This window comes from Nocardiopsis prasina DSM 43845, assembly GCF_000341265.1.
Taxonomy (GTDB): domain Bacteria; phylum Actinomycetota; class Actinomycetes; order Streptosporangiales; family Streptosporangiaceae; genus Nocardiopsis; species Nocardiopsis prasina.
On record NZ_ANAE01000120.1, the window covers coordinates 1 to 18236 of the forward strand.

General features: G+C 71.1%; 17 protein-coding genes and 2 pseudogenes. 7 read left to right on the forward strand and 12 right to left on the reverse strand.

Translation table 11 applies throughout. The features are described 5' to 3' along the window. Positions 1–513 (forward strand): annotated as a pseudogene (locus tag D452_RS28175) (MauE/DoxX family redox-associated membrane protein); the annotation flags it as partial. Here the strand turns inward: D452_RS28175 and D452_RS0112030 are convergent. Then, positions 488–1207: a hypothetical protein gene (locus D452_RS0112030; RefSeq protein WP_051061297.1), complete on the reverse strand. Its 720-nt coding sequence runs from the start codon at positions 1205–1207 to the stop codon at positions 488–490. The pseudogene D452_RS28175 and the gene D452_RS0112030 sit on opposite strands and share 26 nt — an antisense overlap. 108 nt (positions 1208–1315) lie before the next feature. Between D452_RS0112030 and hisC the strand changes: the two genes are divergently transcribed. Further along, on the forward strand, positions 1316–2398 hold the full coding sequence (gene hisC / locus D452_RS0112035) for a histidinol-phosphate transaminase (RefSeq protein WP_017544397.1): 1083 nt from the start codon (positions 1316–1318) through the stop codon (positions 2396–2398). 129 nt (positions 2399–2527) lie between these two features. On the opposite strand, the gene D452_RS0112040 is transcribed toward hisC, so the two are convergent. The 7 genes from D452_RS0112040 to fbaA all read right to left on the reverse strand — a co-directional run bounded on the left by D452_RS0112040 (position 2528) and on the right by fbaA (position 11932). Beyond that, positions 2528–3793 (reverse strand): hypothetical protein, encoded by a 1266-nt coding sequence (locus D452_RS0112040; protein ID WP_017544398.1) that lies wholly within the window; start codon positions 3791–3793, stop codon positions 2528–2530. A 250-nt stretch (positions 3794–4043) separates the two neighbouring features. Further along, positions 4044–5339: a UDP-N-acetylglucosamine 1-carboxyvinyltransferase gene (gene murA / locus D452_RS0112045; protein ID WP_017544399.1), complete on the reverse strand. Its 1296-nt coding sequence runs from the start codon at positions 5337–5339 to the stop codon at positions 4044–4046. A gap of 373 nt (positions 5340–5712) precedes the next feature. Beyond that, positions 5713–6618: a phosphoribosylaminoimidazolesuccinocarboxamide synthase gene (locus tag D452_RS0112050; RefSeq protein WP_017544400.1), complete on the reverse strand. Its 906-nt coding sequence runs from the start codon at positions 6616–6618 to the stop codon at positions 5713–5715. 526 nt (positions 6619–7144) lie between these two features. Continuing rightward, complete coding sequence (purD, locus tag D452_RS0112055) at positions 7145–8395, reverse strand: phosphoribosylamine--glycine ligase (RefSeq protein ID WP_017544401.1); 1251 nt, start codon at positions 8393–8395, stop codon at positions 7145–7147. 47 nt (positions 8396–8442) lie between these two features. After that, positions 8443–9726: an adenylosuccinate synthase gene (locus D452_RS0112060; protein ID WP_017544402.1), complete on the reverse strand. Its 1284-nt coding sequence runs from the start codon at positions 9724–9726 to the stop codon at positions 8443–8445. Positions 9727–10078: 352 nt separating this feature from the next. Then, positions 10079–10495, reverse strand: a complete 417-nt coding sequence (locus tag D452_RS0112065) for a DUF3151 domain-containing protein (protein ID WP_026129224.1) — start codon at positions 10493–10495, stop codon at positions 10079–10081. A gap of 414 nt (positions 10496–10909) precedes the next feature. Beyond that, a complete protein-coding gene (gene fbaA, locus D452_RS0112070; protein ID WP_017544404.1) occupies positions 10910–11932 on the reverse strand; it encodes a class II fructose-bisphosphate aldolase in 1023 nt (340 codons plus the stop codon). A 420-nt stretch (positions 11933–12352) separates the two neighbouring features. Here fbaA and D452_RS0112075 point away from each other — a divergent pair, with 420 nt between their 5' ends. Then, on the forward strand, positions 12353–12736 hold the full coding sequence (locus D452_RS0112075) for a RodZ domain-containing protein (protein ID WP_017544405.1): 384 nt from the start codon (positions 12353–12355) through the stop codon (positions 12734–12736). A 50-nt stretch (positions 12737–12786) separates the two neighbouring features. On the opposite strand, the gene pyrE is transcribed toward D452_RS0112075, so the two are convergent. Continuing rightward, positions 12787–13320, reverse strand: coding sequence for an orotate phosphoribosyltransferase (gene pyrE, locus D452_RS0112080; protein WP_017544406.1), 534 nt, complete (start codon positions 13318–13320; stop codon positions 12787–12789). A 69-nt stretch (positions 13321–13389) separates the two neighbouring features. On the opposite strand from pyrE, the gene cutA reads away from it, so the two are divergent. Genes cutA through D452_RS0112095 form a run of 3 tightly spaced genes read left to right on the forward strand, consistent with a single transcriptional unit; the run spans position 13390 to position 14993 of the window. After that, positions 13390–13731 carry a divalent-cation tolerance protein CutA gene (gene cutA / locus D452_RS0112085; protein ID WP_017544407.1) on the forward strand — a complete coding sequence of 114 codons (342 nt, stop codon included), beginning with the start codon at positions 13390–13392 and terminating at the stop codon, positions 13729–13731. Beyond that, the gene (locus D452_RS0112090; RefSeq protein WP_017544408.1) at positions 13728–14294 is read left to right on the forward strand and encodes a hypothetical protein; all 567 of its coding nucleotides are present in this window, start codon (positions 13728–13730) and stop codon (positions 14292–14294) included. Before cutA ends, D452_RS0112090 begins: the two co-directional genes overlap by 4 nt. A gap of 42 nt (positions 14295–14336) precedes the next feature. After that, entirely contained in the window at positions 14337–14993 is a 657-nt protein-coding gene (locus tag D452_RS0112095; RefSeq protein WP_017544409.1) for a GNAT family N-acetyltransferase, read from the forward strand. 1 nt (position 14994) lies between these two features. Here the strand turns inward: D452_RS0112095 and D452_RS0112100 are convergent, their stop codons facing one another. The 3 genes and pseudogenes from D452_RS0112100 to D452_RS0112110 all read right to left on the reverse strand — a co-directional run bounded on the left by D452_RS0112100 (position 14995) and on the right by D452_RS0112110 (position 17128). Further along, complete coding sequence (locus D452_RS0112100; protein ID WP_017544410.1) at positions 14995–15537, reverse strand: hypothetical protein; 543 nt, start codon at positions 15535–15537, stop codon at positions 14995–14997. A gap of 203 nt (positions 15538–15740) precedes the next feature. Beyond that, positions 15741–16065, reverse strand: a pseudogene (locus D452_RS31375) (hypothetical protein); the annotation flags it as partial. A gap of 307 nt (positions 16066–16372) precedes the next feature. Next, positions 16373–17128 carry a hypothetical protein gene (locus tag D452_RS0112110; RefSeq protein WP_017544412.1) on the reverse strand — a complete coding sequence of 252 codons (756 nt, stop codon included), beginning with the start codon at positions 17126–17128 and terminating at the stop codon, positions 16373–16375. 231 nt (positions 17129–17359) lie between these two features. On the opposite strand from D452_RS0112110, the gene D452_RS28185 reads away from it, so the two are divergent. After that, positions 17360–18236 (forward strand): sigma-70 family RNA polymerase sigma factor (locus D452_RS28185; RefSeq protein ID WP_017544413.1); only part of this gene is annotated, 877 nt, incomplete at its 3' end.

The following is an 18236-nucleotide window of genomic DNA, read 5'->3' on the forward strand; positions in this document are numbered from 1 at the left end:
GTGCTGGCCCTGCTCAGCCCCGAGCTGCGCGAGGCCGCGGACCGGTTCACCACTCGTGAGCCCTGCGCGGTGCGCGAGGTCTCCGAGCGCCGCGTCCTGCGCCGCCTGCGGGGCAGCGAGGTCTGGCGGACCAACGCCAAGGTGATGCTCAAGAACGACCCCGAGGAGACCTGGCGGCACGGCTGCTGGCGGTTCCTGCGCTACGACGGCCTGCGCCACGGACGCCGCGTGGACGTGGTGTACGGGGTGCGGATCGACGGCCCGCGCCGGACCGGCGTGCGCGCGGTCCTGGTGGACCGGGAGAGCGGCACCGTGATCGCCTCCTTCGGCGCGGTGACCACGCTCGACCTCCAGGGGCCGCCGCGCAGGCTGCCCCGGCCGCGTGAGGCGGCCAGGCGCGACGAGGCCCAGGGTCGGGGCGGAGCCAGGCCCGGGACCCTTGCCAAGGAGTTCCCGGGCGAGTCCGGGCGCGGTCTCCCCGACGAGGTCAGAGCATCTGGCCCTGTCGTGTGATGGCGGCCTCGGTGAAGTCCAGGAGCAGCTGCTCGTAGTCCTCGGCCTCACCGGGGCCCATCACGGAGGTGGTGCCCAGCAGGTCACCGTTGCGGTACATGACGGTGTACATGTGGTTCTCGCCCCCGTCGTCGTTGACCTGGATGGCGAAGGACCGCGACTCGTCGCCCACCGGGGGGACGTCGAGGTCGGTGACCCCGTACTCGGAGCTGCTGCCGTCCTCGTAGGTGGCGGTGTACTCGGCGCAGGTCTCCGGGGGCTTGACGGCCAGCGCCTCGGCGGCCGAGCCCTCGTCGAGCCGGACGAGGATGTGCGAGACGTTGCCCTTGTCCCACTCGTAGGCGGCCACCGAGGTGGGGGCGTCGCGCACGGCCTCCAGGTCGCCCCACCGGTTGGCGGCGTCCATGCACTCGGGCTTGTCCAGTTCGGTGGAGGCCCGGACCTCCTCCGAGTACTGCACTGTGACAAGCTCGGAGTAGGTTCCGGCCTCGCTGCTCTCGGGTAGCAGGGTGACGTCCCCGACGTTGATCGGCTGGGCGTCGTGCAGCTGGGCGGCGGCCTCGGCGTTGGGGTCCTCGCTCTGCCCCTCGTCCGTTCCTCCGCACGCGCTCAGGACGATCACCGAGGTCAGCGCGACTGCGGCGGGCAGGGACGCGCCCGCTGCGGAACGGGCAGAACGATGACGCAAACGCATGGTGGTATCTCCTCATTTGTGCGATATTTCCGCTTGGAGCGGTGACCGACCCGGACCTCTCATTGCTGAGAGTGTCGCGGGGTTAGCACAAAGTATTGAGGAAGGACAATGGTGTCGGAGTCGAAATCGCCATATCTGCGGGCGGTACTGGAGTCCATCCCCGCCTACAAGCCCGGCCGCAAGGTCGTCGGGCCGGACGGGCGCTCCATCAAGCTGTCGTCCAACGAGAGCCCCCTCGGGCCGCTCCCGTCCGTGCGTGAGGCCATCGCCAGGGCCTCCGCCGACCTCAACCGCTACCCGGACCCGGGCGCCGCCGAGCTCGTCGCCAGGCTCGCCGGGCACCTGGACGTCCCGGAGGAGCACGTCGCGCTCGGCGCCGGCTCCGTCGGCATGCTCCAGCAGCTCCTGGAGGCGGTCGGGGAACCGGGCGCCGAGGTCGTCTACGCCTGGCGCTCCTTCGAGGCCTACCCCCTGCTGGCCGAGCTGTCCGGCGTCACCTCGGTCCGGGTGCCCCTCAGGGACGAGACCCACGACCTCGAGGCACTCCTCGCCGCGATCACCGACGACACCCGCATGGTGCTGGTGTGCAACCCCAACAACCCGACCGGCACCGCCGTCCGGGAGCGGGAACTGGTCGACTTCCTCGACCGCGTCCCCGACCACGTGCTGGTCGTCCTCGACGAGGCCTACCGCGAGTACGTGCGCGACCCCGAGGTCCCCGACGGCGTGACCCTGTACCGGGACCGCCCCAACGTCGCGGTCCTGCGCACCTTCTCGAAGGCCTACGGCCTGGCCGCCGTCCGCCTCGGGTTCCTCGTCGGCCACCCACCGGTGACCGACGCCGTGCGCAAGACCCTCGTCCCCTTCGCGGTCAACCACCTCGCCCAGGCGGCCGGGATCGCCTCACTGGACGCGGAGGCCGAGCTCCTCGAGCGCGTGGAGACCACCGTGAAGGAGCGTGAGCGCGTCCGTGACGCCCTCGTGGCCTCGGGGTGGACCGTGCCCCCCACCGAGGCCAACTTCGTGTGGCTGCGGCTGGCTGAGGACACCCTCGACTTCGCCGCCGCCTGCGCGGAGGCGGGCGTCTCCGTGCGTCCGTTCGACGGAGAGGGGGCCCGGGTCACCCTCGGCACCCCCGAGGAGAACGACGTCTTCCTCTCCGTCGCGACCGCCTACGCCAAGCGGCGCTGACACACGGGCGCTGACACACGGGCGCTGACACACTCCCTGCGGCCACGGCCACAGGCGTGTGAACCCGCCGACGCCGACGGGGGCGGCCCCCACGCATGGGATCCGCCCCCGTTCGGGTGTACGTGCGAACTACTTGCCCGCCGCGTCCTTGTCCAGCTTCTCCACGATGAGGCGGTAGAGCTGGCGCGGGCGGCCGGGCTGAAGCGTGCGGTTGGGCGGCAGGGGCCAGGCCAGGCCCTCCTCCACCAGGGTGCGCAGCAGGCGCCGCGCGGTCCGGGAGGTGACCCCGAGCATGCGCCCGGCGTTCTCCGCGTCCACCACCAGCGGCCCGTCCTCCTCGGCGATCTTCTCCGAGAGCCGGACCAGGGTCTCGCGGCCCTTGGTACGCAGCGGCTCGGACGACTGCCGGGCCGGGGCGCGCTGCGCCGGGACCAGCGAACGGCCCTCGCGGTCCACCGCGAAGCTCTGCCGGGAGGCCTGTGCCCGGTTGAGCGCCGCGCGGGCGTGCGACTCCGCGTCCTGGGTGGTCCGGCCCATGCCGATGCCCACCTCGATCGCGATGCCCAGCTCCGCCTTGATGCGCTCCACGAACGGGGGCTGCCGGAACCCCTCGGTGGCGGTCACCAGCGAACCGCGCGTGGCGGTCACCATGAACGAGTGGTCGTCCAGTCGGTGCGCCGTCGCGTTGATCCGGTGGGCCTCCTGGAGCAGCAGCCGGTGCAGTGACAGCCGCAGCTCCTCACGCCAGTAGCGCGGGGTGGAACGCCGGGAGGAGTCGCGCAGCGTGGGCACGTCCACGACGACCACACCGAGCTGGGCCTCCTCCAGGCGGTGGTGCGCGCCCAGCAGACCGGCGGTCTGGAGCGCGCTGCGCACACCGGCGTTGGTGGGCCGCAGCCGGATCACCGGAACCCCTATGGCCTCCAGGCGCTCGGCGACGCCGCGCACACAGGTGATCGCCATCTTGGTGGCCTTGCGCCGCCACAGCCCCTCGTGGAAGGACGTCAGCTGGGCCGTGTTGGTCAGCTCCTCGTGCACGTGGATGCCGTCCACGGGCAGGTCGACCTCGGAGTAGGCCTCCACCACGTCGGCGCGGCTGAGCACGTCGAGGCTTGCTCTGGTCGGGTCGTAACGATCGTCCAGTGTCGCTCGGAGCAGGGCCTCATGCAGGCTCGCCCCGCCGAGCGGCACGAACGTCGCGGGCATGGTCAACACGCCCGCCTTCCGTGCGAACTCGTAGGGGACGGGACTGGCGAACAGGTAGGCGTCGATGGCCGACCCCAGCCTGACGACCTTGTCCGTCGCCTCTTGCTCGTCTCGGTAGGCGGCGGCGATGAGTCTGGCGTTCAGGGGTCCAGTGGACCCCGGACCCATGAGCATGACCCGTTCGACCACCTCATGAGGTCCTATGACGCCGATCGTCAAATCGCCAGTACGCTGCGCACTCACCTCGGGTTGCTCCCCGCTACCATTCCACGCTCTTCACTATGTGCGCCCACTGGTTTCCCGACCCGATCTCTGTCACGGCATGATTGCCGAGATCGTACCCATTGTGCGGGGCCAAAGAAGATCGTTTTCCATATCAACGCCGAAAGCCCGGGTGGGAGGAAGCCCCCCACCCCGGCTTGAACTGCGCCTACGGCTCCTACGAGACGGTGACGCGCTCCACGTCGCCGCCCAGCGCGGCGAGCCGCGTCGCGAACTGAGCGTGACCGCGGTCAACCAGATAACCAGGCGCCACGATTGTCTCACCTTCGGCGACCAGTCCGGCGAGAACCAGGGCCGCGCCGGTGCGCAGATCGTGGGCGATCACCTCGGCGCCGCGCAGGTTCGTGGAACCGTGCACGATGGCGCGGGTGCCCTCGACCTCGATCTTGGCGCCCATCTTGTTGAGCTCGTCGGCCAGGGCGAAGCGGCCGTCGTAGATGGCCTCGTGGATGTAGCTCTCGCCTTCGGCCAGGGTGGCCAGCGCCATCAGCGGCGACTGGAGGTCCGTGGCGAAGCCCGGGAACGGCGAGGTCACCGCGTTGATCGGGCGCAGCGGCACGGACGGGTCCCGCTGGACGTGCAGGACGGCGCCCTCCTGGGAGAAGCCGACGCCCATCTGCTCGAGTTTCCAACGGGCCACACCCAGGTGGTCCAGGTGGGCGCCCACGAGGCTGACCTCGCCACCGGTGGCGGCGACGGTCATCGCGAACACGCCGGCGTCGATGCGGTCGGCCATGATGCTGTGCTCGACGGCGGTGAGCTCCTTGACGCCCTCGACGGTGATCAGGCCGGTGCCGCCACCGCTGATCTTCGCGCCCATGGCGGTCAGGAAGTTGATGACGTCGATGACCTCGGGCTCAAGAGCCGCGTGCTCGATCACGGTGGTGCCAGGAGCCAGCACGGCCGCCATGAGGAGGTTCTCGGTACCGGTGTGGGACGGGGTGTCCAGGTACAGACGGCCGCCCCGGAGCTTGCTCGCCTCCACGTTGATGTGGTTGCGCTCCAGGTCCTCGGTGACCTCCGCGCCCAGGCGGGCGAAGCCGCGGTAGTGGAAGTCGAGGTTGCGGCTGCCGAGGTTGCAACCGCCGACGCCCTCGATGCGGGCGCGGCCGGTGCGGTGCATCAGGGCCGGCACGAAGAGCACGGAGCCGCGGAAGCGGGCCGCGATATCGGCGGGCAGGACGGCACGCTCGGGGTCGTTGAGGCCGCACGCGTCAATGACGACGGTGCGCTCGGACTCGTGGAACTCCACCTTGGCACCCACGTGCTCGGCGAGCTCGATCGCGCGGTAGACGTCCTCGATGACGGGGACGTTCCGCAGCACGGTACGTCCCTTGGACGCCAGCAGGGCGGCCCCGATCATCGGCAGGACGGCGTTCTTCGCGCCTTGGATGAACGCCGTTCCGCTGAGGGGGCGTCCGCCGCGGACGCGGTAACGAACCTCCTGGCCCATGCTCATGTGCTCCTTCGTGAGGCAGATGTGAAAAAGGGTCACCCTCGTCGGGTCTCGCCTGTATGCGTTTGAGACGCGGGTTCGCCCTGAAACGTTGCGACCGTCTGTGTGTGACCTGCACGGCCGGTGAGCCGGTCGGTTCGCGATGACTCTATAGCAAGCGGATCACGTCAAACGGCCCAGAACGTGGTATACCCGCTGATCGCGGTTGAAGTCCCGCCAAACGGCCAAAGAGGCATTACGCCGGAGGGAGAGACCATGGGTCGTACGCATGGCTGTCCGTTACTTCGGTGTTGCATACGACCTCACCACCATACGCGCTCCCACAGCCGAAACGTCGTCCCCGTGCGCGGAATCACGCGGTGCGCGTCGGTCAGAGAGCGGGTTTGGTGCCGGTCAAACGCTCATGGATCTCCGCGTAGCGGGACAGAGTGCGCTCCACCACGTTCTCGGGAAGCTCCGGGGGCGGCGTGTCCGACGCGCGGTCCCAGCCCGAGGCGGGCGAGGTCAGCCAGTCGCGCAGGATCTGCTTGTCGAAGGACGGCTGGGAGTGCCCCGGGTTCCATTCGTCGGCGGGCCAGTACCGGGACGAGTCCGGGGTGAACACCTCGTCCGCGAGGACGAGGTCGCCGGACGCGGAACGGCCGAACTCGAACTTGGTGTCGGCGAGGATCACGCCGCGCTCCCGTGCGACGTCCCGGCCGCGCCCGTACACGCGCAGGGTGAGGTCGCGCAGCTCCGTGGCGAGCTTCTCCCCGTGCCGCGCCGCCACGACCTCGAACGACACGTTCTCGTCGTGGTCGCCCACCTCCGCCTTGGTGGCCGGGGTGAACACCGGCTCGGGCAGCTCGGAGCCGTCGACCAGGCCCTCGGGGAGGGGGACGCCGCACACCGTGCGGTCCACCCGGTACTCGGCCAGTCCGGACCCGGCCAGGTAGCCGCGCGCCACGCACTCCACCGGCACCATGTCCAGCCGCTCACAGACGAGCGTGCGCCCGGCCCAGTCGGCGGGTGCGCCCTCGGGCGGGGTGTCGGAGACGACGTGGTTGGCCACGAGGTCGCCGAGGCGCTCGAACCACCACAGGGACAGCTGGGTGAGCAGACGGCCCTTGCCGGGGATCTCCGTGGGCAGCACCCAGTCGAAGGCCGACACCCGGTCGCTGGCCACCATCACCAGCGCGCCGGAGTCCGTCGAGTACAGGTCGCGCACCTTGCCGGTGTGCAGGTGGGTGAGCCCCGGAACCTCGACGGGCTCGGGAACGGTGACGAAGCCACTCATGACGCTTCTCTCTGGGTCTTGGGCGTGTTCTCTGGATCATTCCGCGCTCGCGACCACCAGGCGGCCTCTCGCCGCGCGGATGGAGCCCGGACAGCCAACCCCGGGCGGGCCCCGGTGTGCGACTGCGGAGCTCGCACAGCGGTGCACAGGAGGGGCGGTCTCGCTCCACGGCCTGCGGGAGGTCGCCCGGCCCCCGCCGCGCGAGACCGCGGAGCTTGCCCGGCAGCGCACAGTAGGGGAGAGACGGCCGCTCGCGTCGATGGCGGCTCCGCTGCCACCGGCGCAAGCATCCCAGCCACGCCCTCGCCGTCTGTGCGACGTGGGGCCCACCGGGCGGTGCCGGGCCCCGGGAGCCGTCGGTGCCCGCGCGGGGCGGACACCTCCAGTATCGCGTTCCCGCCGCTCCACCTGGTCGGGCGGCCCCCGGTCAACACGCGGGACGGGACACGCGCGGGGCCCACGGCCGCATGGCCGCGGGCCCCGTGGGAACTCCGTGGTGTGTCGCCCAGGAGGGGCTGGCGCGGAGTCAGACCTCGGCGGCGGCGCGCTCGGCGATGTCGGAACGGTAGAACGAACCGCGCAGCTCGATCCTGCTCGCCGCCTCGTAGGCGCGCTCACGGGCCTGGCGCAGGTCCGCGCCGGTGCCGACCACGTTCAGCACGCGGCCGCCGTTGGCCTTGACGTCGCGCACCCCGTCCCAGGCGGTGCCCGCGTGCAGCACGTAGGCCCCCTCCAGGGCGTTCGCGGCCTCCAGGCCGCCGATCAGGTCACCCTTGACCGGGTCGCCCGGGTAGTTCTCCGCGGCGACCACGACGGTCACCGCCGCGCCCGACTTCCACTGGAGCGAACCGATCGCACCCAGGCCGCCGGTGTCGGTGGCCTGGAGGACCGCCCCGATCGGGGTGGCCAGCCGGTCCAGCACGACCTGCGTCTCCGGGTCGCCGAAGCGCGCGTTGAACTCCACCACGCGCGGACCCTTCGAGGTCAGCGCCAGACCCACGTAGAGCAGACCCTGGTAGCGGTGGCCACGGCGGTTCATCTCGGACACGGTCGGCCGCACGACCGACTCCATGACCTCGTCCACCAGCCCGGCCGGGGCCCACGGCACCGGGGCGTACGCGCCCATGCCGCCCGTGTTGGGCCCCTGGTCGCCGTCGTAGGCGCGCTTGAAGTCCTGGGCGGGCAGCAGCGGCAGCGCGTGGGCGCCGTCGGTGAGCACGAACAGGGAGACCTCGGGGCCGTCGAGGTACTCCTCGATGACCACGCGGCCGCACTCGCGGGCGTGCCGCTCGGCGAGGGCGCGGTCCTCGGTCACCACCACGCCCTTGCCCGCGGCCAGACCGTCGTTCTTCACCACGTACGGGGCGCCGAACTCGTCGAGGGCCTCGGAGACCTGGCTGGCGCTCCGGCACACCCGTGCCTTCGCGGTGGGTACTCCGGCGGCCTCCATGACCTCCTTGGCGAAGGCCTTGGACCCCTCCAGCCGCGCGGCCTCCTTGTCGGGACCGAACACCGGGATGCCCCGGTCGCGAAGGGCGTCGGCCACCCCGGCCACCAGCGGCGCCTCCGGGCCGATCACGACCAGCTCGGCGCGGATGCGCGCGGCCAGCTCGGTCACCGCCAGCCCGTCCGTCACGTTGATGACGTGGTTCTCGGAGAGGTCGGAGATGCCCGGGTTGCCGGGGGCGCTGTGGATGCTGGTGACGCCCGGATCAAGGGACAGAGCTCGGACGAGTGCGTGCTCGCGGCCTCCGCCGCCGAGAACGAGCGCTTTCACTACAGGGGGCCTCTTCTTCTACTGGAGGAAGGTGGAGTGTCGCCGGGTCAGACCAGGGAACGCAGCTGGAGGGTTTCCTCGCGGCCCGGACCGACGCCGATGGCGGAGATCGGGGCACCGGCCATCTCCTCAAGGGTACGCACGTAAGCCTGCGCGTTCTTGGGGAGTTCCTCGAATTTCCGGGCGCCGGTGATGTCCTCGGACCAACCCTCGAAGTACTCGTAGATCGGCGTCGCGTGGTGGAAGTCGGTCTGCGTCATCGGGATCTCGTCGTGGCGCACGCCGTCGACGTCGTAGGCGACGCACACGGGGATGCGCTCCAGACCGGTGAGCACGTCGAGCTTGGTCAGGAAGAAGTCGGTGATGCCGTTGATCCGGGTGGCGTAACGGGCGATCGGGGCGTCGAACCAGCCGCAGCGGCGGTCGCGGCCGGTGGTCACGCCGTACTCGCCGCCCTGGGTGCGCAGCCAGGCGCCCTGCTCGTCGAGGAGCTCGGTCGGGAAGGGGCCGGAGCCGACACGCGTGGTGTAGGCCTTGAGGATGCCGACGACCTTGGTGATGCGGTTGGGGCCGATGCCCGCGCCCGCCGCGGCGCCGCCGGAGGTGGGGGAGGACGACGTCACGAACGGGTAGGTGCCGTGGTCGATGTCCAGGAGGGTGCCCTGCGAGCCCTCCAGGTAGACCGTCTTGCCCTCGTCCAGCGCCTTGTTGAGGATCAGCGAGGTGTCCGCGACGTGCGGGCGCAGCTTCTCGGCGTAGCCCAGGTACTCCTCGATGATCGGCTCGGCCTCCAGGGCCCGCCGGTTGTACACCTTGGTGAGGATCTGGTTCTTGTCGTGGAGGGCGAGCTCGATCTTCTTGCGCAGGATCTTGGGGTCGAACATGTCCTGCACGCGCACGCCCTGGCGGGTGACCTTGTCCGCGTAGGTCGGGCCGATGCCGCGACCGGTGGTGCCGATCTTGCCCTTGCCGAGGAAGCGCTCGCTGACCTTGTCGAGGGCCCGGTGGTAGGGCATGATCAGGTGCGCGTTGGCCGAGATGACCAGGCGGGAGGTGTCCACGCCCCGCTCCTGGAGGCCGCGCAGCTCCTCGAACAGCACGCCCGGGTCGATGACGACGCCGTTGGCGATGACCGGGACGACGTTCGGGGACAGGATGCCGGACGGCAGCAGGTGGAGGGCGTATTTCTGGTCGCCGATGACCACCGTGTGCCCGGCGTTGTTGCCGCCCTGGTAACGGACCACGTAGTCCACGCGGTCACCGACCAGGTCGGTCGCCTTGCCCTTGCCCTCGTCGCCCCACTGGGCACCCACGAGCGTGATCGCCGGCATTGGTCTCTACCTCTTCGCTCGACACCTGACCGGGGCTTTTCCGACCCCGAACATGGAAGAACCCCTGGCGCAAGGCAGCGACAGGGGCCGTTGCGTATTGAGCGTACACGACCTGCGCATCCGGGTTAAGTGGGGCTTTGCGGCACTCGGGTAGCCGTGTCCGGGCGCCGCCTTCCGGAACCGCTGACGGCGGGGTGGGGCGTGGGGACCGGGCCCCGTTCCCGTCGGGCGCGTGCGAGTTCCCACACTGTCAGGGGCGGTGCGGACTCCCTCAGCCCCGGTCCCGGGTACGCCGACGGGCCCGGCCGGAGCGAGGGGGCACTGGCCGGGCCCGTCACAGGGTGCGCCGGGCTCAGCCGTTCAGGACCCGGTCCGCCTCCGCGCTCGACTCGCGCAGGAAGGTGGCGCAGCGCTCCGCCTCCTCGGTGTCACCGATCTGCGCCGAGGCCTGGCTCAGGGCGTGCAGGGCGCGCAGGAAGCCCTGGTTGGGCTCGTGGTCCCACGGAACCGGGCCGTGGCCCTTCCAGCCCGAGCGGCGCAGCTGGTCCAGCCCGCGGTGGTACCCGGTCCGGGCGTACGCGTAGGCGGTCACCGGCTGGCCGTCGGCCAGGGCCAGCTCGGCCAAGCGGGCCCACGCGGCGGAGTAGCTCGGGAACCGGCCGGCCACCGGTGTGGGGTCGTCGGAGTAGGCCAGGGCCTCGCGCGCCTCGGGGTTGTCGGCCAGGCGGGTCTCGGGCGGCTCGTTCAGCAGGTTCTGGTGCAGGTTCATGTCCCCATCCTGCCACCGGGCCACAACGGTTCCGGGGAGACCGGGTGTATCCGCGGTCACGGTGGTCTCCGGGAGGTTCAGGGCTTCCGGGGCGGGTTCGGCCCGCCGCCACCCCGTGCCTTCGGGTACGGGCGGCGGAGCCGTGCGCCACCGCGTGCGTGCCCACGCCCGTGACCGCCGGTCCGCCGCCGACGCGGGGGCCGTCGCGCCGCCCAGCAGGTCCGGGGCGGACCACCCGTCCCGTTCCACGTCCGCGTACGCGCTCACCCGGTTCAGTCCGGCGCCGTGGCGCACAACGAACCCGGACACCGCCCGGCGCGTGCCGGAGGTGACCGGTGCCCCGGTGAGGAGCCCGGAAAGGACGACGGTGCCCGCCGGCCGAGGCCGACGGGCACCGCACGGAGGCCGGGGAGCCTACTTCATCTTGTTCCCGGCGGACTTCAGGTGCTGGGCACCCTCGACCACGCGGGCGGCCATGCCGGCCTCGGCGACCTTGCCGTAGGCGCGGGGGTCGTAGGCCTTCTTGTCGCCGATCTCGCCGTCGACCTTCAGCACGCCGTCGTAGTTCTTCAGGATGTGGTCGACGACCGGACGCGTGTAGGCGTACTGGGTGTCGGTGTCGATGTTCATCTTCACGACGCCGTAGTCGATCGCCTCGTGGATCTCCTCCATGGTGGAGCCGGAGCCGCCGTGGAACACGAAGTCGAACGCCCGGGCCTTGCCGTGCTTGGCGGCGACGGCCTCCTGGGCGGCCTTCAGGACCTCGGGACGCAGCTTCACGAAGCCAGGCTTGTACGAGCCGTGCACGTTGCCGAAGGTCAGGGCGGTCAGGTAGTAGCCCTTCTCGCCCAGGCCCAGCACCTCGGCGGTACGCAGGGCGTCCTCCGGGGTGGTGTACAGCTTCTCGTTGATCTCGCCGACGATGCCGTCCTCCTCACCGCCGACGACACCGACCTCGATCTCCAGGATGGTGCGGGCGGCCTTCGAGGCGGCGAGCAGCTCGTCCGCGATCTGGAGGTTCTCCTCCAGCTCGACCGCGGAGCCGTCCCACATGTGGGACTGGAACAGCGGCTCCTGGCCCTTGGCCACGCGCTCCTTGGAGATCTCCAGCAGCGGACGCACGAAGCCGTCGAGCTTGTTCTTCGGGCAGTGGTCGGTGTGCAGGGCGATGTTCACCGGGTACTTGGCGGCGACCACGCGAGCGAACTCGGCGAAGGCGACCGAGCCGGTGACCATGTCCTTGACCGAAGCACCGGAGAGGAACTCCGCGCCACCGGTGGAAATCTGGACGATGCCGTCGCTTTCGGCCTCGGCGAAGCCGCGCAGGGCGGCGTGCAGCGTCTGGCTGGAGGTCACGTTGATCGCCGGGTAGGCGAAGCCCTCGGACTTCGCGCGGCTCAGCATCTCGGTGTAGACCTCGGGACTGGCGATGGGCATGGCTTGACTCTCCCTGGTTCGGCCTGGAGCGAGCGGCCGCCGACGCGAAACCCTCGCGTAACGGCGGCACCCCACGTGCGTTTCCCCGGCGGAGGATTCCGGGCCGTCGGGGGTCGGCCCGTGGGCCTCGCGCCCGGAAGCGTCCGCCAGGTGTCGTCCAAGTATCCCGAATACCCGGAGCCGTTGGAAAGGTCTAGACCAAAATGCTCGGGATCGGCGACGTACCAGCACCTTACGGTGACGATAAGGGAGGGTCCGGTGAGGGGTCCCGGAAGAGGCGGTGGATTCCCGGCCGATTTTTTCACGCCCGGCTCCGAAACCGTGTGCTCCAGGTGGCCGCTGTCGCTTTTTGTCGTGATACGCGCTACATTCGTCGCCGTGGGAAGGCATAGGAATGATCCGCGCGGCGTTGGCCAGGTGATGGCCATCGTCGGGGCCGTCGTGCTCTTGGTCGCCATGGTGGCCCTCGGCGGGTACTTCCTGTACCAGTCCCTCCCGAGCAACGCCTCCAGCGTCAGCGTCAACGCGTCCGAGGCCGCGGCCGAGAGTGTGGACCCCGACGACATGGGTGTCCTCCACATCCGCGTGGTGGGCCAGTCCAGCGACGTGTTCGTCCGCGTCCCCGGCGGGGACGTGCTCCTGGACCAGGAACTCGCCCAGGGCAGCTCCGTGACCTACCCGGACAACGACCAGGGCCTCGAAGTCTCCATCGGTGACCCGACCGCCGTCGAGGTGCACGTCAACGGTGTCCAGCGCGACGTCTCCGACCGCGCCCCGGGACACAGCTTCACCCTCAAGCCGTAGACCCGGCCCGTGGTGGGACGCGAACACGCCCCACCGCACGGACCCGGCGGTCACACGTCCAGGTCGGAGACCTCGAAGACGGGCCGGTACTCCAGGCCCTCCTCCTCCAGCCGCCCGCGCGCGCCGCGGTCGACGATCAGCGCGACCGCCACGACCTCGGCACCCGCCTCACGCAGCGCCTCCACCGCGGTCATCACCGAACCGCCGGTGGTGGAGGTGTCCTCCAGCGCGAGGACACGGCGGCCCTTCACGTCCGGGCCCTCGATCCGCCGCTGGAGCCCGTGCGCCTTGCCCGCCTTGCGCACCACGAAGGCGTCCAGCTTGCGGCCGCGCGCGTGCGCGGCGTGCAGCATCGCGGCGGCCACCGGGTCGGCGCCCAGGGTCAGACCGCCCACCGCGTCGAACTCCAGGTCCTCCACGGTGTCCAGCAGGACCGAACCGACCAGCGGCGCGGCCTCCCCGTCCAGGGTGATCCGGCGCAGGTCGACGTAGTAGTCGGCCTCCTTGCCGGAGGACAGGGTCACCTTCCCGCGCACGACCGCCTTATCGTTGATCTGACGCAGGAGTTCATCACGTTCGCTCATGACCAGTGAGCCTAGAACACCGGGTGGGGCCGCGCGGACCAGGGCGGCTCCGCCCTAGTTGGGACGACCATGCAGGAGCACACCGGAGCGGTCCGGGTGGAGACCACCGCGGACAGTCGCGAGGGAGCCGAGGAGGTGGCCCGGTCCGTCGTCCGGCACCGGCTGGCGGCCTGCGCCCAGGTGGGCGGGCCGATCTCCAGCTTCTACCGCTGGGAGGGCGGGGTCCAGGCCGACCAGGAGTGGACGGTGGTGATCAAGACCCAGGCGGACCGCTTGGACGACCTCGTCGCGCACCTGGTGCAGACGCACCCCTACGACGTCCCCGAGGTCATCGCCACTCCCGTGACCGGTGGAAACCCGTCCTACCTGGCCTGGGTCAGGGACGAGACCCGGGCGGGCGACCCCGAGTGATCACCGTCCTGCTTCCCCCCACCCTCGGTGCTGCCTTCTCCCTCCCCGACGCCGCCGACCTCGTCCCCTCCCCGGTCTTCCCGGAGATCCCGGACGACGGCACCGCCCCCCACGCCGCCCGCTACGTGGCCCGGGCGAGCCTGGAGATCGGCCGACTGGTCGGCGACCGCACCCCCGTCGTGCTGGTCGCGGAGGGGGACGGCGGCCCCCTCCTCGGTGCCGTCGGGGCGGCCCAGCGCTCCGCGCACCGCCCGGTCCTCGGCTACGTGCTGGTGAACGCCCCCCTGCCGCAGCCGGGCAGCCCGACCCGCGCCGACCTCGCCCGGAACCAGCTCCTCACCGAAGTGCCGGCTCGGGAGGGCGAACCCGCCGCCTACCGCACCGAGCGCCTGCCCACCGTCCCGGACTGGCCGGACGCGCCGTGCGGGTACCTGCTCACCGACCCCGCCTACGCGCACCCGGCGCACCTGGCCGGGATGCGCGGCTGGACGGTCCGCGAGGCCACCGGGGGCCGGTCCGCCGCCGGTGAGCTGGCCGAGCTCGTCGGGGACCTGGTTCGCTGAAACCAGGGTGACAACCCGGAGCGGCGTCCGCAGAATCGGGACATGATCGCAGACCACTTCCCCCCGGCGGGGCTCCGGTTGAACACACCGCGCCTCCAGCTGAGGATGCCCTCCGACCAGGACCTCTCCCAGCTTGCGGAGGCCGCCGTGGCGGGTGTCCATGACCCGGAGCGGATGCCGTTCCTCACCCCGTGGACGGACCGGACTCCCGCCCGCCTGGCGCTCGGGGTCATCCAGCACAACTGGGCCGCCATGGCGGCGTGGACCCCGGAGCAGTGGACGTTCAACGCGGTCGTGGTGCACGAGGACACCGTGATCGGGGTCCAGGACCTGACAGCGAAGGACTTCGGCGTGGCTCGCCAGGTGAGCACGGGTTCGTGGCTCACCCAGCGGTACCAGGGCAGGGGGCTCGGCACGGAGATGCGCGCCGCCGTGCTCCACCTGGCCTTCGCGGAGCTGGGCGCGGAGGCCGCGGTCTCCGAGGCCTTCGAGACCTCGACCGCCTCACGGGGGGTGACCCGCAGGCTCGGTTACCGACCCGACGGGACCAACCTGCTCGCCGTCCGGGGCGAGCAGGTTCGGGAGACCAGGTTCCGGCTCACCCGGGAGGACTGGGAGCGGCACCGCACGGTCCCGGTCGACGTCGCGGGACTGGAACCGTGCCTGCCGTACTTCGGTCTGGGCGAACTGCCCGACTGAGTCACCGGCCGCGCGCCACCCACACCACGCCGCCGAGGCTGCCGAGCAGCATGCCCGCACCGGTGACGACGCCGCTGACCAGCGGCACCCAGTCCGGGTGACCGGTCAGGGCCATGCCCAGGCCGACCGCTCCCAAAGCAGTGGTGTACCCGGCCACGACGAGGATCTCCCGCTGTCTCCAGTGCCAGGCCAGCGGGAGGAAGTGCAGGCCGACGATCAGGGCCACCCAGGCCACACCGGCCTGGTCCGGTACCCCGTCGAGCCGGCTGATGGTCATCGCGCCGCCGATGATCAGCGCCACCTCGATCATGGTCACCACACCGAAGAAGGCCCCGAACCGCGGCCGAGAGGAGGGGTCGCCCTCACTCGGGGAGGCCTTTCGCAGGGCGAGCACGGCCATGACGACGATCGCGACGGCCACTCCCACGGCAAGGACGCGCACGGTGAGGGCGATCGGCGCGGGGAGCGGCGGACCGCTGTTGACCAGCACGAACACCAGACCGAAGAAGGCGCCGACGAAAAACCCGGAAAACCGTGAGAGCATTCACGGAAAATACCAGGGCTTTTGCGTTCTATGGATACCACCGGTCGCATATGACACCTGGTGACCACTGCGTCGCTTCACGTCTTTCCCGCGCCACGTTTCGTGAGCGCTCCGACCGCCGGAGTCACAACGAAATGCCCTTCCCTTTCTCGGGAGCGACCGTTTCGCTGACTCAGTTCCGCGGGCGGCCGATGTTCCCCGGGGATCGCCCGTGTGGGTTCGCCGTGGCGGCCGAGCTGGCTGACCAGCACGTCCAGCAGAGTGGGGCCGTTGGTCCCGGACGGCATGGAGGAGCCCTCTTCGGGCGCGGCCACGTCGTCGTCCTCGGGCGGAGGGGTGCAGGCGGAGTACAGGCGGAGGGGCCCTGTCCTCGTCCTCGTCATCCTCGACCACCGGGCCCCGGTAGGCGCCGGACACGTATCCGGCCTTGAACCGCGGGTAGACGGTGGTGTCCACCTTCAGGTACCCGAACCCGGGCAGCGGGGGCAGGTGGAAGGCGTCCGGCGTGGTGAGGCCGGTCCCCACCTCGTTGGTGGGCAGGTTGCTCTTCCGGGTCAGCTTCGGACTGATCGGCGGCGGGAGAGACCGCTGACATGACGGAGGGCGCGCCCACCTCCCCTGTGTGAGCGCGCCCCCGGGCGCCGACTGGCGGCGCCTTTTCCCGTTCGACAGCCTCGCGGGCCGCCCTCTCGTGGGGGCCAGATGACCCTGGCGCGTCGAACGGTGCCGACCGCCCCGCGAACGCCCCCTCAGACGTGCGCGGCGGTCGGCGGCCGCTTCGGACCCGGCCCTCTCCCCTCTGGAAGGGCGTGCGGACCGAAGCGGCGTCGGAGGGTCATTCGTCGCGGACGGGCCCGCCCAGACCGTCGATCAGGGCGGCCGCCTCGCGGTGGGTCGCGGGCAACGGCACCGACCACACGGCCGCGCCGTGCTCCCAGCCGATCCCCGAGCGCAGCTCGTCGATCTCGGTCCCGAGCACGGGCACCTCCCGGGCCACCACCGCGATCCTGGCCCGGCTGACCAGGCACACTGACTCGCCTCGGGTGAAGAAGCGGTTCAGCTCGTGCCCGAGCACGATCAGCCGAGCCGCGCGCCGCCACGGGTCGAGGGTGGGGTCCAGCGCCAGCACCACGAGTCGGTGATCGAACGCGGCCGGGACCGTCTCCTCCACGCTCCGGTACAGCTCGCGGATGCGCGTGCGCAGGTACGCCTCGTTGGCCAGGCCGGTGAGCGGGTCCTGGCAGGTGTCGCGGCCCCGGCCCCCCTCGACCCAGCCGTCGGCCAACGCGCGGACCAGGTCGAGCGGGAGGCGGTCCCAGCCCACGACCTCGCGGAAGGCGTCGAGGTCGGCCAGCGCCCGACCGATCCCCACCCCCGAACGGGCCCGGGCCTCCCCGAGCCGCGAGCAGGGTTCGGTGAGGTCGCTTCCGGTGGTGTGCGCCTCACAGACGGCGTCCACGGAGGGCGTCCACCAGTCCTCGGCCGGGTTCCATCCCCGCTCACCGCTCCGGCGCCCCCACGGCGCCCGCAGCTCCCGGGCACGGTGAACCACACGGCCCCGCGTTCCGGTTCCCACTTCGGTCTCGCCCACGGCATCGCTCCCGGTCGTTGTTTGGCCAGGTGAACGAAGGTGGGCCCGCGCCCCCGCGGCGGGTCCCCCTCGTTCGCCCTCACCCCAATCACGGAGATCGGTAGCGGCTATGACGCGGATACGAGATATTTTTTCCGAGCACGTGATTCTCCGACGCCGAACCCCTGCTTCCCGTACCGCGGATCCGGCTCGCGGCGGGGGGACAAGGGACAACGAGGGAAAGGGCGCTGGGTGACCGACGCGGACGGAGAGCACACCGAGACACTCATCGGTGACGCGGAGATCATCGATCGGGTGAAGTCCGGTGACAACGCCGCCTACGGCACTCTCTACGAACGCCACGCTGGGGCCGCCCGGGGCCTCGCCCGCCAGCTTCTGCGTGGTGAGGCCGAGGTCGAGGACGCGGTCGCCGAGGCGTTCACCAAGGTGCTCAGCGTCATCCAGCGCGGCGGCGGACCCAGCGACGCCTTCCGCCCCTACCTGCTCACGGCGGTCCGCAACGCCGCCTACGACCGGGGCCGAGGGGACAGACGCCAGGTCGTCACCGACGACATGGAGAGCTACGACTCCGGTGAACCCTTCGTGGACCCCGCACTGGAGGGCCTCGAACGCTCGCTGATCGCCCGGGCCTTCCTCTCGCTGCCCGAACGCTGGCAGTCCGTGCTGTGGCACACGGAGATCGAGGGGGTCAAGCCCGCCGAGGCGGCCACCATCCTCGGGATGAACGCCAACGGTGTGGCCGCCCTCGCCTACCGGGCGCGCGAGGGCCTGCGCCAGGCCTACCTCCAGATGCACCTGGCGGGCGGGGGAGCGGCCGAGGCGTGCCGCCCCACCCTGGCGCTGCTCGGCGCCTACGTGCGAGGCGGGTTGTCCAAGCGCGACACCACCAAGGTCGACCGCCACATGGACGACTGCGGGGACTGCCGCGAGGTGTACGCGGAACTCATGGACGTCAACGTCGGCCTGCGCGGGATCGTGCTTCCGCTGGTCGTCGGCTTCGGTGCCACGGGGTACCTCGCCGCGACCCCGGGCGGTGTCGCGGCCGGAGCCTGGTGGAACCGGATGTCCCGGCGTCAGCAGCAGGTCTCGGCGGGGGGCGCCGCCGCGG